The organism is Macrococcus epidermidis (assembly GCF_024205965.1).
Taxonomy (GTDB): domain Bacteria; phylum Bacillota; class Bacilli; order Staphylococcales; family Staphylococcaceae; genus Macrococcoides; species Macrococcoides epidermidis.
Genome location: NZ_CP073819.1, coordinates 968,101 through 986,124, shown reverse-complemented (window position 1 = coordinate 986,124; position 18,024 = coordinate 968,101). Strand labels below are relative to the sequence as shown.

The following is an 18,024-nucleotide window of genomic DNA, read 5'->3' as shown; positions in this document are numbered from 1 at the left end:
CGTAAATTATGTCAGTTAAGTGGATAAAATTTATCAAATTCTTGACGAAATCGTGATAAGAAAAAAACTGAGACAAAGTGTCTCAGTTTTTAAATATTTACTTTAATAATGGCTCACCTAACCAAGTGATATATAATGCCATTACTACAAACGTCCCGGCAATAAACAATCCAGAAAGCATCATTAACTTAGCTGCCCCATGTCCTGGATGTTTCATATGCATGAAGTAATAAAATTGCAAGATGACTTGAATTAAAGCCATTAATAATACTGCAGGAATAACGAATTCTTTACTTAATCCAGCTGCTACCATTGCAAAAGCGATTAATGTTAAGAATATCATAACAGCAAATGTTGTTACCTGCATTCTCATTTCTTCAGTTCTTGTTCTTTTTTCGAAATTATAACGTTCCTGATTAAACTTTAAGTTGTGGTTAGTTTCATTTGACATTATCCTAACACCCCTAACAAGTAAACTACTGTGAAGATAAATACCCACACGACATCAATGAAATGCCAGTATAAAGCAGCAGTATTGAACTTCGCAGCGTTGTATACACTTAATCCACGTTTCATATTACGGATGATTAAAAGTGTAATCCATGTTAAACCTATAATTACGTGGAAACCGTGAGTTCCTACTAAGAAGTAGAAAGCTGAACCGAACGCACTTGATCTGAATGTATGTCCTTGATGAATGTATTCAGCAAACTCATAAATTTCTAATCCCAAGAATCCTAAACCTAAAATTACTGTAACAATAAACCATGTAATCATTTTACCGAAATCATAGTTTTTCATATGATAAAGTGCATATACACTCGTTAATGAAGATGTTAATAATAACATCGTCATTACAAATGCTAAAGGTAAATGGAATAAATCTTTAGCTAATAGATGATCTTCACTCGGTACATGATCTTTTAAAGCTAAATAAGTAGCGAATAAAGATGCGAATAATGCAGTCTCTCCACCAAGGAATACCCAGAATCCTAATAACTTATTTTTACCTTCTAAAGAAGCTGTTTCAGGATGACTTGGCCATCTTTCAACCGTCATTTTCTCTTCGTGATGTGCCATTATTTAACACCTCTTTCGTACTCAATTAATTCATCTTTAGTAATATGATAACCTAAATCATCTTTAAGAGAACGAGCAATCATACCAGCTGCTGTAATCGCTAAACCTAATCCTAAAACAAATGGTGCCCATGGCTGAACTGGTAAATCTTTTACTGCATCTAATGCCCATTTTTGTCCATCAGCTAAGTATAAAGCACCAAATGCTGCTACGAATAATCCTAATGATTGAATGAAAGGAATAATTGAATTGTTAGGCATATGAATATCACCTAAAGATTCTGCAGGTAAAATCTCACCGTTACCTTGTTTTTTCTCTAAATCAAATGCATCTAATCCACGCACAAGTGGTGTTTGAGCAAAGTTATAGAATGGAACTGGTTGTGGTAGTGACCATTCTAAAGTACGACCATCGCCCCAAGCGTCACGACCAACTTTTGGCGCTTTAGCTAAAGTGATTACTACGTTGATTAATAAGATAATTACTGCGACAGCCATTGTTAATGCACCGATAGTAGAAACTAAGTTAAATGTATCGTAACCTTGACCAGGTAAATATGTGAATACACGTCTTGGCATACCCCATAAACCTAAGAAATGTTGTACTAAGAATGTTAAATGGAAACCAATAACGAATAATACAAAAGAAATTTTACCTAATTTTTCACTTAAAATCTTACCGAACATTAATGGGAAGTAGAAATGGAATCCTGCAAGTAATGCGAATACTACCCCACCTACGATAACGTAATGGAAATGCGCTACGATAAAGTAAGAATCGTGATATTGATAGTCAGCTGGCGCCGAAGCTTGCATTACACCAGTAACACCACCCATAACGAATGATGGGATAAATGCTAATGCATAAAGCATCGGCGTTGTAAATTCGATACTACCGCCCCAGATTGTTAATAACCAGTTAAAGATCTTAACACCTGTTGGTACTGCGATTGCCATAGTAGCTACTGCGAAAATTGCATTTGCTGTTGGACCCATACCTACTGTGAACATATGGTGAGCCCATACCATGAATCCTAAGAAACCGATTAATACTGTAGCGAATACCATCGCTGAATAACCAAATAGTCGTTTTCTAGAGAATGTAGAGAAAATCTCTGAGAAAATACCGAACGCTGGTAATACTAAGATGTATACTTCTGGATGACCAAAGATCCAGAATAAATGTTCCCAGATAATTGTATTACCACCTTGTGAGACTACGAAGAATCCTGTACCGAACATTCTATCGAAAATTAATAAGAATAATCCGATTGTAAGTGGTGGGAATGCGAATACGATTAATACTGAAGCAACAAACGTTGTCCACGTGAATAATGGCATACGCATATAAGTCATACCAGGTGCGCGCATATTCATAATTGTAACGATAAAGTTAATCCCTGCAATTAATGTACCGGCACCAGAAATTTGTAAACCTAAAGCATAGAAATCAATACCGTGTCCAGGTGATGCTAAAGATAATGAAGCATATGATGTCCAACCTGCGTCAGGTGCTCCACCTAGAATCCAAGATAAGTTTAAGAATATTCCACCAAAGAAGAATAACCAAAAACCTAATGCATTTAAGAATGGGAATGCTACGTCACGTGCACCAATTTGTAAAGGTACTGCAGCGTTCATAAATGCGAATAACAACGGCATAGCCGCTAAGAAAATCATTGTTGTACCATGCATCGTAATTATTTCATTAAATAGACCTGCTGAAACAAAATCATTTTCAGGAACAGCAAGTTGAATTCGAATAATCATTGCTTCAATACCACCCATGGCAAAGAATAATCCACCCATGATAAGATATAATATTGCAATTTTTTTATGGTCAACTGTTGTTAAATATTCCATAATTAAACCACGTTTTTTTTGTGTAGCCAATTGTGTAACCTCCCTTTATTTATTACTCTTCAACTTTTCGTTCCATTAAGTATTTAGCTAATGCATCGATGTCTGAATCAGATACTTTATACGCACCAGTCATTTTATTCCCTGGTTTGTATTTTTCAGGATCTTTAATCCATTTTTTTAAGTTTTCTTCGTTATGTTCTAAAACGCCAGCAACTGTTGTTCTTTCTCCGAAAGTTGTTAAGTTAGGCCCTTTTGCTCCTTTACCAGTTGGCGTTACTGCGTGACAACCTTGACAAGATTGTTTAAATACTTCTTCACCTTGTTTAGCATCAGTTGTTGCTACAGGTTTTTTCACATCCTGCATTTTAGATACCCAAGTTTTAAAATCATCTTTAGACATTGTTTTAACTTTAAAGTCCATTAATGCATGTGATGGTCCACATAACTCTGCACATTTACCATAGAACATATTTTTAGCATCTTTAGCTTTATCACCATCAAATACTAAATAGAATTTATTGATGTTCTCAACATTCGTATCCATCTTACCACCAACTGCTGGAATCCAGAATGAGTGTTTAACATCTGCTGAATGCAATTTGAAATAAACTTTTGTATCCGTCGGTACAACAAGTTCTTGGCTTGTCACAATCTTTTGGTTTGGATATTCAAATTCCCACCAGTAAAGATTTGCAGTTACATCGACTACGATTTCTTTATTTTTTCCTTTTGCATCTACTTTATCCATTGCTTTTGTATCAGCTAATTTAAAAGTAAGCATAACAGTAGGAATCGCTAAAATTATTAATAAAATAATTGGAATTGCAGTCCAAATAATCTCTAACTTATGATTACCGTGCACATCTTTCGGTACAAAATTCTCTCCAACTTTACTACGTCTGAATTTTACAACTGCTAAAACGAAAATAACGACAACAACTGCAATAACAAATAGCATGATGTAAACCGCTAACATCATTAAGTTGAATTGATCTTTTGCAACTTCCCCAGCTGGACGTAAAGCTGATAAATGTGGTTCACCACAACCAGCTAAAGTCATTAATAATAATGAAATTAAGCCCATCAACTTTACATTCTTAAATTTGTTTTTCATTAATTTCTAACCCCTCTTTCACCATTCATAATCAAATCATTTGAATTAATGTAACTACTACTATCATAACAAAAAAGATCATCAAATAGTTTAAAGAATAAATAAACATTGTCATTGCCCATCTGTTTTCTTTAACATTTGACTTAAACCCTGATACAGCAAGCAAAAGCCAACCCAGATTTAAGATTGTGGCAAGTACTATAAAAATAGTTCCTAGTTCATCCATTAAAAATGGTGTTGGAAGAAGTAAAGCAACCCAGAAAAGCATTCCAAGTCTAGTTCTTTCAAAACCTTTAACAGATGGCAACATCGGTATCCCCGCCATAGCATATTCTTCTTTACGTTTGATAGCCAGCGCATAAAAATGTGCCGGTTGCCAAATAAACATAATGACGAATAACATCCATGCTACCTTTGAAAGATTAGGATCAATTGCAGCCCAACCCACAAGTGGTGGAATCGCTCCTGGAAAACTACCTATTATAGTATTTGACACTAAATGACGTTTAGACCAAACAGAATACATCACCACATAACCAAATATCCCTAAGAATCCGATTATTCCTGTTTCAATATTTATCATGAAAAGTAAAACTTCTCCGATGAACATCAATAATAAACTTAGCTGGAATAGTGATTGAGAAGCAATTTTCCCAGTAACACTTGGCCGTTCCTGTTTACTTGGCATAATGCGGTCAATATCTTGATCATAAAAATTATTTAATGCACAACTTCCTGCCATAATAAATGTAGATCCCGTAAGCATCGTTAATAATTCAGGAATGCTATTTAAAAATGAACGTTGTGTCATCATGATAGCAAGAAATGCTCCCGCAAACGTCGGTATCAAATTTCCTTGAACGAGACCAAGTTTGACAATTGCTTTGACATCTTTAAATGTCAATCGCGTTTGTTCGACCGATTTGACGCTCTTTAAGACTTGTTCATTTTGCATTTTCACCCTCCTTTAACAATACTAACGCATATAATAACAATAATATATGAAAACTGTCACATTTTCTATACATTTTCGAAATTAAATTGTGACATTTTTCTATTTCTCTACAATCATAAATAATTCACGAATGTGACACATTTACTTTAAGGTTAGATTGTTATACTATATCTTAAGTATATACTGAAGTCGCGATGTAATAAAGTTTACATTTACACTTCACGAACATAATGATAATTAGAGGTGAAGGTATTTGTTAAAAGAAAAGAATTTAAAATGGTTATCTTTGTTTACGACCTTACTGATGATCCTTGTTCAAATCGGTGGTGCGCTAGTAACAAAGACAGGTTCTGCAGACGGATGTGGCAATAGCTGGCCACTTTGTCATGGTAAGTTTGTACCGACTCATATTCCTATGGAAACATTAATTGAACTTGCACATCGTGGGGTGTCTGGTCTTGCTTTGATTTCGGTAACGTGGCTTGTTGTTTTAAGCATTAAATATATTGGTCACAAAAGAGAAACAAAATTTTTATGCTGGATGAGTATCGGATTTATTTTTGCACAAGCTTTAATCGGTGCAGCTGCTGTTATATGGCAACAAAACGGATTTGTATTAGCATTACATTTCGGAATTTCATTAATCAGTTTTAGCTCTGTGTTTTTACTCACATTATTAATATTTGAAGTAGACCAAAAGTTCGACGCTACAAAATTAGTGATACATTCTCATTTAAGAAGACATACAATAGCTTTAACGAGCTTTATTTATATTGTAATTTATAGTGGTGCCCTTGTACGTCATGAAAAAGCTAGTCTTGCATGTTTGAGCTGGCCACTTTGTAAACAAGGACAAATCGGTTTGCCCGAAACATTTTTTGAATGGGTACAGATGAGTCACCGTACACTAGCTTTTATCTTATTTATCTGGTTAAGTTACGTTGTTTGCCATGCCGTAAAAAATTATAGTCAGTATCGTGTTATTAAATATGGCTACTTAATCGCATTTTTATTAATTTGTTTACAAGTAACGACAGGTGCGTTGTCAATATTTACGATGCTAAATTTATATGTGGCATTATTACATGCATTATTTATTACATTATTATTTGGTTTACTGTGCTATTTCTTACTTCTCATTTCTCGTGCAACGCAAAAATAACCTGCCGCGGCAGGTTATTTTTTTGTGCAATTTTTTAAGCCTCTGAAATTTCCACTAATAAATCTGTCGTTTGTATACTATCCCCTGTATTAACATAAACTTTGTCTATAGTACCTTTGAATGGTGCTTGAATTGTCGTTTCCATCTTCATCGCTTCAGTAATAATTATAGGTTGACCTTTCGTTACAACATCACCTTCTTTTACTTTTACGTCACCGACTGTTCCTGGCATTTGTGCACCGATATGACTCCTATTTTTCGGATCTGCTTTAGGAATTGTTGCTAGACTAGGTTCAACGTTTGTATCCTTAACATATACTTTACGACTCATACCATTAAAGTCGAAGTAAACCCATCTATATCCATCTTCATGAACATGTCCTACACTAATTAAATTCACAATCAATGTTTTACCTTCATCAATAGCTATTTCAACTTTCTCATTTTTACGCATTCCATAGAAGAATGTTGGTGTATCTAGTAACGATACATTTGCAAACTTTTCATGTGTTGCAATGTATTGTTCATAAACTTTTGGATATAAGGCATAACTGATAATATCTTGTTCTGTTACTTGTTTATGCTGTTTTTCCTCAAGTTCATTGCGTAACAAATCGAAATCAACCGGTGCTAATAATTCACCAGGACGAACATCGATACTTTCAATATCTTTCAGTACTACTTTCTTAAGTGCTTCCGGGAAACCATTCACTGGTTGGCCAATCTCACCTTTAAAGAACGATACAACAGATTCCGGAAAATCTAATGTTGCCCCACGCTCAATAACTGAGGTTTCATCTAAGTCATTTTGAACCATGTATAAGGCCATGTCTCCTACTACTTTAGATGACGGTGTAACTTTAACGATATCCCCAAACATTAAGTTAACGCGTCTATACATATCTTTAACTTCACTGAAACGTTCTCCTAAACCTAAACTCTTTGCCTGCATCCCTAGGTTAGAGTATTGACCACCAGGCATTTCATGTTTATATATTTCTGTATGTGGCGATTTAATATCACTTTCAAAATCTTTATAGTAGTGACGTACGCCTTCCCAGTAATGCGATAATTTTTCCATACCATCAATGTCAGCTCTCATTTGACGCGTTTTACCATTTAATCCATAGAATAATGTATTGGAACTTGGTTGACTTGTTAACCCACTCATTGCTCCAAGTGCTGTATCTACGACGTCAACACCAGCTTCTATAGCTCTTGAATAAAGCATGACACCATTTCCACTCGTATCATGAGTATGCAAATGAATCGGCATATTTACAGTTGCTTTCAATTCACTTACAAGCTCAAATGCAGCTTCTGGTTTAAGCAGACCGGCCATATCTTTAATCGCTAAAATATGGAATCCTTCGCGCTCCATTGCTTTTGCCATTTTTTTATAATAATCTAGCGTATAAATGCTTGAACGTTCTGGGTTTAATATATCACCAGTATAACAAATTGCGCCTTCAGAAATCTTACCGGCTTTCAGAACCGCTTCATTTGCCACTTTCATTTGATCTAACCAGTTTAATGAATCAAATATTCTGAATACATCGATTCCAGCTTTCGCACTTTCTTCTACGAATTTTGTTACTACATTGTCCGGATAATTTTTATATCCAACAGCATTGGAAGCACGGAGTAACATCTGGAATAAAATATTCGGTATAGCTTTACGTAATCGCTCAAGACGTTGCCACGGATCTTCTTTCAGAAAATTATACGCTACATCAAATGTAGCTCCTCCCCACATCTCGAGAGAAAAACTATCCTTTAGATAATGACTAGTCATCGGTGCTACTTCTAAAATATCTTTCGTACGGACACGTGTTGCAAGTAATGATTGATGTGCATCACGAAACGTTGTATCTGTTATTAAAACATCTTTTTGATCAAGCAACCATTGTTTAACATATTCAGGTCCATGCAAATCTAATAACTGTTTCGTTCCTGATTCTGCACTCGGTTCCATTTTTTCAATATAAAGTGGCTCGAAATTAGGTTTTTCTTTTTTCTCAACACCTGGAAAGCCATTCACAGTCACATTTGCAATATATTCTAACGTCTTCGTACCACGGTCACGCGGTGTTTTAATCTCAAATAGTTCTGGCGTATCATCGATAAAATTCGTTGTATAATTGCCACTCACAAACTTAGGGTGTTTCACGACATTGATTAAAAACTGCAAGTTCGTTTTAATACCACGGATACGCATTTCACGTAATGAACGTATCATTTTTTCTTCTGCTTGTTTAAAAGTAATCGCTTGGGTAGAAATTTTTACAAGTAAAGAATCATAATAAGGAGAAATTTCAGCTCCCTGAAAACCATCACCGGCATCTAAACGCACACCAAAGCCTCCGGTAGAGCGATATGCCATAATTGTTCCTGTATCTGGCATAAAATCATTCAATGGATCTTCCGTCGTAACACGACACTGAATTGCATAACCTAATGTAATAATATCCTCCTGCTTCGGCATAGCAATGCGCCCATCATGCATGTTCTCACCGTCAGCAATCAATATTTGTGTTTTTACAATATCAACACCCGTTACCATCTCAGTTATAGTATGTTCAACTTGAACACGTGGATTCACTTCTATAAAGTAAAAATCATTCCCGCTCACTAAAAATTCTACAGTACCTGCATTTATATAATTGATCTTTTTCATCAACTGAACAGCTGCTTCACAAATGCGCATTCTTAAATCATCATTTAAACCAACAGAAGGCGCAACTTCAACTACCTTTTGATGACGACGCTGTACTGAACAGTCACGTTCAAATAAATGAACCAGATTACCATGCATGTCTCCAAGTATTTGAACTTCAATATGTTTTGGTTGTTCAATATACTTCTCTAGGTAAACTTCTGCATTACCAAATGATTTTAATGCCTCTGACTGGGCACGTTGATAGGCATCTTCCAATTCTTCCTGATTGTTAACGATGCGCATCCCTTTTCCGCCACCACCAGAAATGGCTTTAATAATTATAGGGAAACCATATGAATCTGTAAATTCCTTTACTTCTTCAAAAGAAGTAACAGCATCCTTCGTACCAGGAATAATCGGTAATTCTGCCATTTCTGCTGTCGCGCGTGCTTTCACTTTATCTCCAAACATATCTAAATGTTTCGTTTCTGGACCAATAAATATAATACCTTCTTCAGCACAACGTTCAGCAAAAGTCATATTTTCACTTAGGAAACCATAACCAGGATGAATTGCATTTGCACCACATTTTTTTGCTATTTCAATAATTCGTTCGATATGAAGATAACTTTCAGTCGGACCAATATCCTCACCAACTAAATAAGACTCATCCGCTTTGTATCTATGAAGAGAACCTTTATCTTCTTTTGAATAAATTGCTACAGTTGGTATATCTAGTTCGGTTGCTGCGCGGAAAATCCTTATTGCGATTTCCCCACGATTTGCTACGAGTAACTTTTTAATGTGTTTCATACAATTCCTCCTCGGCTTATTATGTTATCCTTTTCACATATATTATATACAATCCTTTACCGAAATAAAATTGTTAAGTCATATTATACATAAAATATTCATTTGCGTCATACTAATATTACAGTGTGTTATACTCATGCAATGTTTTTACATCAATGATTAATTCAAAAATGCATGTGTCAAAAGACACATGCATTCTTGTAAACGTATTCATTTTTTTGAATAAAATTTATTGTTCTAATGATTTCTTTTTCACATCTTTTGCAGCCATTAATAGTAATCCAATTGCTATTGATAAGCTTAACAAACTTGATCCACCATAGCTTAAAAATGGAAGTGGAACACCTGTTAATGGAATTAAACCAGATATACCACCAAGATTAATAAAAGCCTGAATTCCGATATAACTTGCGACACCTACGCATATAAGTTTATAAAAAACAGTATCTGCAAGTGCTGCATACATAAATCCTTTATATACGATAAAGAATAATAACGAAATAATGATGATGACACCAACGAGCCCTAATTCTTCAGAAATAACTGCAAAAATAAAGTCTGTATGGGGTTCAGGTAGATAACCAAGTTTCATCACACCATTTCCTAATCCTTTACCAAATATACCTCCATTACCAATCGCCATTAACGAGTTAGATAAATGGTAACCAGCACCCTCTTCGTCTTTAAAAGGATTTGCAAGCACTTCAAAGCGTTGTTGTTGATGGGTTGCTAACAGTTTACCAGTGATTAAAAACATCCCTGTCATAATAAGTACAACCGCCCCACTTACTAAACCTATCATAATCATCATGGCTCGAAAAGCGATACCTGAATATAAAAAGATACACCCGATAATCATTAATATTATCATCGTTGATCCAAAGTCATTTTGGATAATTACGAGTCCTGCGCATATACCTACTAACACAAGTGGTGCAATAATATCCCAGCTCATTTTTTCTAAGTTATCCTTTTTATCGTAAATGTACGCTAAGTAAATGATGACAACTATTTTTAATAACTCAGATGTTTGAAACTGCATAAATCCTAAGTTTAACCAACTCGTTGCACCATTGACTTCTTGGCCAAACAAACGTGTAAATAAAAGTAATATCATAATCGCAATAATCGAGAATTGTTGGACGCGTTTATTTTTAATAATTTTAATGGACATGAAATAAGCCATAAAAAAGACGATACCAAAACTTAAAATAATAGTCACTAATTGGCGTATATAAAAATAATTTGGTGATTTAGGTATACCACCTGTCAACGTCCCACGCGTTGCGGCGACCATACTAGCGCTATATATCATAACGAGGCCAATGAGTACGAGTGCCACATAACTTAAAAGTAGTGGAAAGTCTACATACTTTGTATATTCTTTTATATAATCAATAAAATTTCTTATGTGTTTCAAAAGAATCCGCTCCTGAAATAAAATTAAGTCTAAAGCAAACGCTCTAGACTTTAGACATTTGTGAAGGCATCATGTAATTTAGATAGTTCTTTCTCGAGAGCAGATAAAATCTTTTTGCCTTCATCTTTTTCAATTAATCCGATACGTGTTGCAAAATCTACTTCACGACTTAAACCGAACATCTGTGTATCTAACACCTCTTCATAAAGAGGACATTGTGGCATTGTTAAATTGTCCATTTGAACTTTAATCAACTGCAAAATTTTTTCTGCATCTTGATTGAGTTGGTCATATGCCTTTTGTTTGTAATCTAAATGGTCACGCATAGCATACACCTTCATTTCATTATTCTTATACTTTAAAATTCTATATGACAAGTCCTTAAAAATCAAGCATTTACTTAAATAGAATATGGTATTATAAATATGAAAGGGTGATAGTATGATTATACAGATTAAAGGGAAAGTAAAATTCAATATTACATTAGATCCATCTACTTTTATCTTTGATGATCGTAAAGTTGAAATGGAAGCACTATTACAAGGTAAATCCTCAGGAGAAGAAGCAATAACCTTCCAGGATAATTATGAATGGAACCGTGAAATACTAGAAGGTGGTTCAAAACCTCCGACGCTTGTATCTGAAAAGAAATTTAAGAAACAAGCTTTACTTGAGGGAACATTTTTAATGAACATGCATTCATTTATTATTAATGCAGAACCAGATAGTGACGCAACAAAAGTCGAATTATCGAATGAAGATACTAAAGTGCAAATTACTTTAGATGAATTGAAGGTGTTATACTTCCAGTTTTCTAAAGACGGTAAACGTTTATACGACGATGGCATGGTAGATGCTTATTTATATAACGACGAACTTAAATTAATCATGAAACACGTTACAGGTATTGCGTTAATTTAATTTATAAGATAATCATTCGAAATTTATCATCACAAAAAGAAGCTCAAGACTTTCGTCTTAAGCTTCTTTTTGTTGTCGCTCTTTATGCAATCGATATCGATACAATCCAAGTACAATCGCTGCAATGATTAAACTTTCACCGACAGGTAAAAATACTGCCAGGAAGTTTAATATAATACAGCCCAGGAATAATAGAATATATATGACCACGTTTTGCCAAGGTTTTAACTTTCTCGCAAATCCTAAATTATAAACGATTGCACTTAATATAAATATCGCTATCAGCAAATACCACATGCCAGTCTCTGGATGTTTATCAACTGCAAAAAGTTTAGCAAGAAATGACATTCTTTGTTCAGGATCTACGCTCACTTGCGCATTTCCGATCATAAAATTCATTGATTACTCCTCCTCTTGCATCGCTGCTTTTGCTTTCTTTTGCTCTCTTTCACGTTGAGATTTATCTAAAGTTTTCTTTCTTAAACGAATTGATTCAGGTGTAACTTCAACTAATTCATCTTCATTTAAGTATTCTAAAGCTTCTTCTAACGTTAAAGTTCTTGGTTTTTTCATTGTTGTTGTTTGTTCTTTAGTAGCACTTCGGATGTTATTAGCAGCTTTTACTTTAGTGATATTTACTGTTAAGTCATTATCACGTGAATTTTCACCAACAATCATACCCTCATATACTTCTGTTCCCGGTTCCATAAAGTTTACACCACGGTCTTCTAAAGCTAAGATAGCATATGTTGAAGCTACCCCTTTATCCATAGAAACTAATACACCATTACGACGTCCGCCGATACGACCTTTTAATAATGGACGATATTCATCAAATGTGTGGTTTAAGATACCATAACCACGTGTCATAGACATGAACTCAGTACGGTAACCGATTAATCCACGTGCAGGTACATTGAAGATTAAACGTGTTTGACCATTACCACTGTTAACCATATCAACCATTTCACCTTTACGTGTTCCTAAAGATTCAATTACAGATCCAGTATTTTCTTCCGGTACATCAATTTGAACGCGTTCATATGGCTCATATTTCTTACCATCGATTTCTTTTACGATAACTTCTGGTTTTGAAACTTGTAATTCAAACCCTTCACGACGCATGTTTTCGATTAAGATAGATAAATGTAATTCTCCACGTCCAGAAACAGTCCAGCTATCAGGTCCAACAGACTCAACGCGTAATGATACGTCTGTCTCAAGTTGTGATTCTAAACGGTCCTGAATATTACGCGCAGTTACAAATTTACCTTCTTTACCTGCAAACGGAGAATTGTTAACTGAGAAAGTCATTTGTAATGTAGGCTCATCGATACGTAAGATCGGTAAAGCTTCCGGAGTATCTACTGGAGTAACCGTTTCACCTACGTTAATGTCTTCCATACCAGATACGGCAATTAAATCACCAGCATATGCTTTTTCAACTTCAACACGTTTTAAACCGAAGAAACCAAAGATTTTAGTAACACGGAAATTTTTAATTGTTCCGTCAATCTTTATTAACGAAACTTGTTGTCCTACTTCCATCGTTCCACGGAATACTCGGCCAATACCGATACGACCAACATAATCATTGTAATCTAATAAAGCAACCTGGAATTGTAATGGCTCGTCACGGTTATCAACTGGTGCTGGTACATAATCGATAATCGTTTCGTATAAGCTTTGCATGTTTTCATCTTGAGTCGACGCATCAAGACTAGCAGTACCATTAATTGCAGAAGCATATACTACAGGGAAATCTAACTGTTCATCATTTGCTTCTAATTCAATAAATAAATCATATACTTCGTCTAAAACTTCTTCAGGTCTCGCTGAAGGTTTATCTATTTTATTTACTACCACTACAGGTTTTAAATTTTGTTCTAATGCTTTCTTTAATACGAAACGTGTTTGAGGCATAGTTCCTTCATATGCATCTACAACTAAACATACACCATCTACCATCTTCATGATACGTTCTACTTCACCACCGAAGTCAGCATGCCCTGGAGTATCCAGAATGTTGATACGCGTTCCTTTATAATCGATCGCTGTGTTCTTTGCTAAGATCGTGATACCACGCTCTCTTTCGATATCATTCGAATCCATCGCACGTTCTTCAACATGTTCATTTGAACGGAATGTACCTGATTGTTTTAATAATTCATCAACAAGGGTAGTTTTACCATGGTCAACGTGGGCGATAATTGCAATATTACGAACATCTTCTCTAAAATTTGTCATTAATTTGTTTCTCCTTAATCGAACTACAGTTTATTATGTAACTGTGATATTATATCATATTATAGGTTAATTATATATCGATAAATTCCAGATTCAAAATATAAGGGGTGTTTTTTTTGAAAAAAAGTAAGTTACCGTTTTTACTGCTCGCGATTTTTGCTGTGATTATGTTAATCGTTTTTAGTATTGGTTTAGCTGAATTAAATTATTTACTAATTGTTATTTCAATTGTTTTATTCATTGCAACTTTTGGATATGGATTTACACTAAAAAGTCAATACCGAAAAAATGATTGGTTATAGTAATTTTGTAAAACTGCAAAGGTATCTTTGCAGTTTTTCTTATATTTTGAATCAAATTTAATTTTCTGTACAATTATTTATTTAAAAATTGAAATGCTGCAATTTGCACACAATTCAATGGTCTATTATATTATCTCTGTATTGATTCTATTTAGAGGTGATAACATGATATTAAAGCCAAGACAAAAGAATAAACATCTTGCTTATTTAGAAGCTTTAGAAGGAAGAATTGAATTTTCTGAAGAACAGTTAGAGAGATTAGCATTACTGCGCAATATCGAAAGATTAGAAATTGAATTTGAAACTTTTCTAAATCATTTAAATACCGATTGTTTTGATATGATATGGCAATTTAATTATTCAGATTATCATGTTGATGCATTAATCAATGTCATATTAGTATCTGAATCTGCTATCTATCTTTTTAAACTCAATAATTATTCTGGCCCTCATTATGTCAATAATGAAGGCATTCTGGCACACTACATTACTGAACATCCGCAGTTGGATATATTACAGTTAAACTGTGTAAAATATTCGATATATTCAATATTAGATACTAAATACAAACATTTACCAATATATATTAAATGTGTGTGCATGGATGAAACGTTTGAACTTGATTCCAATTCTGATCACTATCCATTTCTTTTTAGACACGATATCATTCCATATATTAATAAAATCAACAAAATGAATAAAAAAAAAGCACTCAGAACAGTGAGTACTTAAAAAGTGCACATATTGAGCCAATCCTCAACAAAAAATCTGCTTATAGTACAGGGATCGTCTGTCCAAAATGTAAAGCATTAAATCACATTTCAAAATACAAATCACTTGCATATTGCGGCCAATGCCAGACGATACATACTATCGATGAAATTTTTAATTATACTTTGAATGCATTAATTCAAATTCACTCAGATCAATCGATTACAAAGGCAAAAATACAAAGATTTTCTGATTATTTCTTTACGAATTATCAATTACAAAAACTATTTCCAAAATCCAAAAAGAAACAAATAAAACAAATTATCGTTTAGAAAATCTTCCTTGATGAATTTTTTCTAATTCTAATTTAAACGGACTAAGATAATCATTCATAATTTCAGTATGAAGCGACTTATTCGCTACAACTATAGAATTTGCAGTTAGTAAATTAACCGGTTCTCCTAACTGATTTGTTACGATACCACCAACTTCTTCAACAATAATCAATCCACCTGCAAAATCCCAAGGGTGTAAGCGAAGTGTAATATATGCATTTATCTTGTTTGATGCTACATACGCAAAATCTAATGCAGCAGAACCATAACTTCTTGCACTGCGTGAATCTCTGACAAGCGGGATATAAATATCTCGCGTAAAATCTTTCGTTAACCAATTTGGGTTCATAGAAATAATAGACGTCGCGAGTGGTGTTTCTGTTATATTTTCTAACTTTACACCGTTTTTGTATGCACCATGTCCAGCACGCGCTTCAAATAATATATCTCGCATAACATCATAAACAACACCTGCATATTTTTCACCATCAATAAATATACCGATAGAAATCGCAAAATTTTCTTGTTGATGGACAAAATTTAATGTACCATCTATCGGATCTATAATCCAGATGACGCCGTTTAAATTGTCGATATCTTTTCCACTACCCTCTTCACCAATAATTCGATGGTCCGGATATGTATCTTGTATACGATCAAAAAGAAATTTTTCTGTTGCTTTATCCATATTTGTAACAAGATCATTTGGGTTTGATTTTGTTTCTATTAAAAGTGGTTCATTTAATTGTTTGCGGATATTTTCTCCAGCCTGCAATGTGATATCTTTTAAAAAATTATAAAGTTCCATAAGCACTCCTCCTGTTCCATATATTATACACAAGAATAAATATATGCAAAAATGTTTTATCTTTATGTTTTTTCATGTAATCTTGTATTTATCATGATTCATTTGAATTAAAATTAAAAATAAGCGAGGTTTCTATGGTTAAATATACTTTTACAAAAAAAGATTTCGATGTTTTTAATATTGATGGCCTTGCACCACGTATGGAAGCATTGATTGAAACGACACGTCCTAAGCTAGAAGCTCTAGGAGAACACTTTAGTGCATATTTAAGTGAACATACAGATGAAACTTTCTATCCACACGTTGCCAAACATCTACGCAGAAAAACTAATCCCCCAAATGATACATGGGTTGCTTTTGCTACGAATAAACGTGGGTATAAAATGTTACCTCATTTTCAAATTGGATTGTTCGGCAGTCATGCATTTGTATTATTCGGTATTATTTATGAGTCCCAGGATAAAGAACGTATGGCGAAAAAATGGAAGAAACAAATCAAAACAATTCAAGCATTAGGTGATGAATATATCATTAAAGGCGATCATATGAAAGAAAATTATGATCTCATTAAAGATATAAAAAAGAAAGATATCGAAGCTTATATCGATCGTCTTATTAATGTCAAAAAAGGTGAATTAATGTTTGGTAAGGTGTTCTTTCCTAATGATGCTGCTTTAAAATCTGATAAAGCATTTATTCAGGAAATTGAGAAAACATACTTTGAATTATTACCTTTATATCAATAAAAAAACGCCCGAGGGCGTTTTTTTACTGATTGCGATTATTGTAGTTATCACGACGTTCGTTAACTGCTTCTTTTGTATTATCAACATAAGTTACACGATCACGATCACCATCAAGATTGTTATCAAACGTATTATGTTCATTTGATGCGTTGAAATCATGATCAACATTTGAATGATTTTTCTGCTCTATTACCGTATCACGCTCAGTATCAACTGTACGATTGTTGTAGTTTACTTCACGTTCTTTAGTAACATCAGCATCATATACATAATCATTATTACGCTCACGTTCGATTGTTTCGTCACGTTCAACATAAGTAGGTGCAACATTGCGTTTTCTCTCAACTGTTTCTACTTCACGATGATCTTCATAATAATCATTATTAGTAATTACTTTATCTTTACGTGCAAATAATAAAATTGCTGCGATAAAGAAAAATAAAGGAATAAATCCTAAAATGATTGTTAAGAATAATGGTGCAGTCAGTAATCCTGCTAATAATAACATAACACCAGCTAAAATACGCTTTTTCATTTTAAGTAATCCAATTAAACCAAATAGTAATGGTAAAATTGTGTATGCTACAATCCCCCATACACTCTTTATCATTAATGGAACTAATTCATCTACTGACATGTTTGCTTCATTTAACGAATTTTGAAAATCAGGATTTTTACCCAATTCATTATTTAATGCTTCTTTTAATTGTGTAACAAACTCCGGATTATTACCGTTCACTAATAATTGATAAAGACCAAAGATAGAAAGTGCTAATAATGGTAACCAAGCTAACCACCCAAAGATTTTTTCCGGAACGCGACTTACAGGTTTAACTGTTTGTGTGTATTCTCTACGACTCATATGTTCATCTCCTTATAACTTTATTTA

The 18,024-nt window shown here is 34.0% G+C and carries 17 protein-coding genes; 5 read left to right on the top strand and 12 right to left on the bottom strand.

The annotated features are described in order from the left end of the window. Window positions 1-97: 97 nt before the first annotated feature. The 5 genes from KFV12_RS05215 to cyoE are packed head-to-tail and all read right to left on the bottom strand — an operon-like array spanning window position 98 to window position 5,011. Window positions 98-451 (bottom strand): cytochrome C oxidase subunit IV family protein, encoded by a 354-nt coding sequence (locus KFV12_RS05215; RefSeq protein ID WP_111714494.1) that lies wholly within the window; start codon window positions 449-451, stop codon window positions 98-100. Then, a complete protein-coding gene (locus KFV12_RS05210) occupies window positions 451-1,080 on the bottom strand; it encodes a cytochrome (ubi)quinol oxidase subunit III (protein ID WP_111714493.1) in 630 nt (209 codons plus the stop codon). Before KFV12_RS05210 ends, KFV12_RS05215 begins: the two co-directional genes overlap by 1 nt. Continuing rightward, entirely contained in the window at window positions 1,080-2,942 is a 1,863-nt protein-coding gene (gene ctaD / locus KFV12_RS05205; protein ID WP_254257627.1) for a cytochrome c oxidase subunit I, read from the bottom strand. The genes KFV12_RS05210 and ctaD overlap by 1 nt, the downstream gene beginning before the upstream one ends. A gap of 52 nt (window positions 2,943-2,994) precedes the next feature. After that, window positions 2,995-4,056: a cytochrome c oxidase subunit II gene (gene coxB / locus KFV12_RS05200; RefSeq protein ID WP_254257464.1), complete on the bottom strand. Its 1,062-nt coding sequence runs from the start codon at window positions 4,054-4,056 to the stop codon at window positions 2,995-2,997. A gap of 31 nt (window positions 4,057-4,087) precedes the next feature. Further along, window positions 4,088-5,011, bottom strand: a complete 924-nt coding sequence (gene cyoE, locus KFV12_RS05195; RefSeq protein WP_254257463.1) for a heme o synthase — start codon at window positions 5,009-5,011, stop codon at window positions 4,088-4,090. Window positions 5,012-5,264: 253 nt separating this feature from the next. Here cyoE and KFV12_RS05190 point away from each other — a divergent pair, with 253 nt between their 5' ends. Beyond that, window positions 5,265-6,173, top strand: coding sequence for a COX15/CtaA family protein (locus tag KFV12_RS05190; RefSeq protein WP_254257462.1), 909 nt, complete (start codon window positions 5,265-5,267; stop codon window positions 6,171-6,173). A gap of 34 nt (window positions 6,174-6,207) precedes the next feature. Here the strand turns inward: KFV12_RS05190 and KFV12_RS05185 are convergent, their stop codons facing one another. The 3 genes from KFV12_RS05185 to KFV12_RS05175 form a co-directional block, all read right to left on the bottom strand. Further along, the gene (locus tag KFV12_RS05185; RefSeq protein ID WP_111714489.1) at window positions 6,208-9,645 is read right to left on the bottom strand and encodes a pyruvate carboxylase; all 3,438 of its coding nucleotides are present in this window, start codon (window positions 9,643-9,645) and stop codon (window positions 6,208-6,210) included. 229 nt (window positions 9,646-9,874) lie between these two features. Beyond that, window positions 9,875-11,065 (bottom strand): FtsW/RodA/SpoVE family cell cycle protein, encoded by a 1,191-nt coding sequence (locus tag KFV12_RS05180; RefSeq protein ID WP_254257461.1) that lies wholly within the window; start codon window positions 11,063-11,065, stop codon window positions 9,875-9,877. A 50-nt stretch (window positions 11,066-11,115) separates the two neighbouring features. After that, window positions 11,116-11,391 carry an Fpa/YlaN family protein gene (locus tag KFV12_RS05175; protein ID WP_096076877.1) on the bottom strand — a complete coding sequence of 92 codons (276 nt, stop codon included), beginning with the start codon at window positions 11,389-11,391 and terminating at the stop codon, window positions 11,116-11,118. A 118-nt stretch (window positions 11,392-11,509) separates the two neighbouring features. On the opposite strand from KFV12_RS05175, the gene KFV12_RS05170 reads away from it, so the two are divergent. Continuing rightward, entirely contained in the window at window positions 11,510-11,986 is a 477-nt protein-coding gene (locus KFV12_RS05170) for a hypothetical protein (RefSeq protein WP_170122475.1), read from the top strand. Between the two features lie 57 nt (window positions 11,987-12,043). Here the strand turns inward: KFV12_RS05170 and KFV12_RS05165 are convergent, their stop codons facing one another. Both KFV12_RS05165 and typA read right to left on the bottom strand, forming a co-directional pair. Then, the gene (locus KFV12_RS05165; RefSeq protein ID WP_099580732.1) at window positions 12,044-12,385 is read right to left on the bottom strand and encodes a YlaH-like family protein; all 342 of its coding nucleotides are present in this window, start codon (window positions 12,383-12,385) and stop codon (window positions 12,044-12,046) included. A 3-nt stretch (window positions 12,386-12,388) separates the two neighbouring features. Then, window positions 12,389-14,233 carry a translational GTPase TypA gene (gene typA / locus KFV12_RS05160; protein WP_111714486.1) on the bottom strand — a complete coding sequence of 615 codons (1,845 nt, stop codon included), beginning with the start codon at window positions 14,231-14,233 and terminating at the stop codon, window positions 12,389-12,391. 116 nt (window positions 14,234-14,349) lie between these two features. Between typA and KFV12_RS05155 the strand changes: the two genes are divergently transcribed. Then, on the top strand, window positions 14,350-14,535 hold the full coding sequence (locus KFV12_RS05155) for a DUF5325 family protein (RefSeq protein WP_111714485.1): 186 nt from the start codon (window positions 14,350-14,352) through the stop codon (window positions 14,533-14,535). Between the two features lie 165 nt (window positions 14,536-14,700). Further along, window positions 14,701-15,267, top strand: a complete 567-nt coding sequence (locus KFV12_RS05150; RefSeq protein WP_254257460.1) for a hypothetical protein — start codon at window positions 14,701-14,703, stop codon at window positions 15,265-15,267. A 300-nt stretch (window positions 15,268-15,567) separates the two neighbouring features. Here KFV12_RS05150 and KFV12_RS05145 read toward each other — a convergent pair whose 3' ends face one another. Continuing rightward, window positions 15,568-16,389 carry an inositol monophosphatase family protein gene (locus KFV12_RS05145; RefSeq protein WP_254257459.1) on the bottom strand — a complete coding sequence of 274 codons (822 nt, stop codon included), beginning with the start codon at window positions 16,387-16,389 and terminating at the stop codon, window positions 15,568-15,570. A gap of 134 nt (window positions 16,390-16,523) precedes the next feature. Here KFV12_RS05145 and KFV12_RS05140 point away from each other — a divergent pair, with 134 nt between their 5' ends. Further along, window positions 16,524-17,135 (top strand): YktB family protein, encoded by a 612-nt coding sequence (locus KFV12_RS05140; RefSeq protein WP_254257458.1) that lies wholly within the window; start codon window positions 16,524-16,526, stop codon window positions 17,133-17,135. A gap of 22 nt (window positions 17,136-17,157) precedes the next feature. On the opposite strand, the gene KFV12_RS05135 is transcribed toward KFV12_RS05140, so the two are convergent. Beyond that, window positions 17,158-17,997, bottom strand: coding sequence for a DUF4064 domain-containing protein (locus KFV12_RS05135; protein WP_254257457.1), 840 nt, complete (start codon window positions 17,995-17,997; stop codon window positions 17,158-17,160). Window positions 17,998-18,024: the final 27 nt, after the last annotated feature.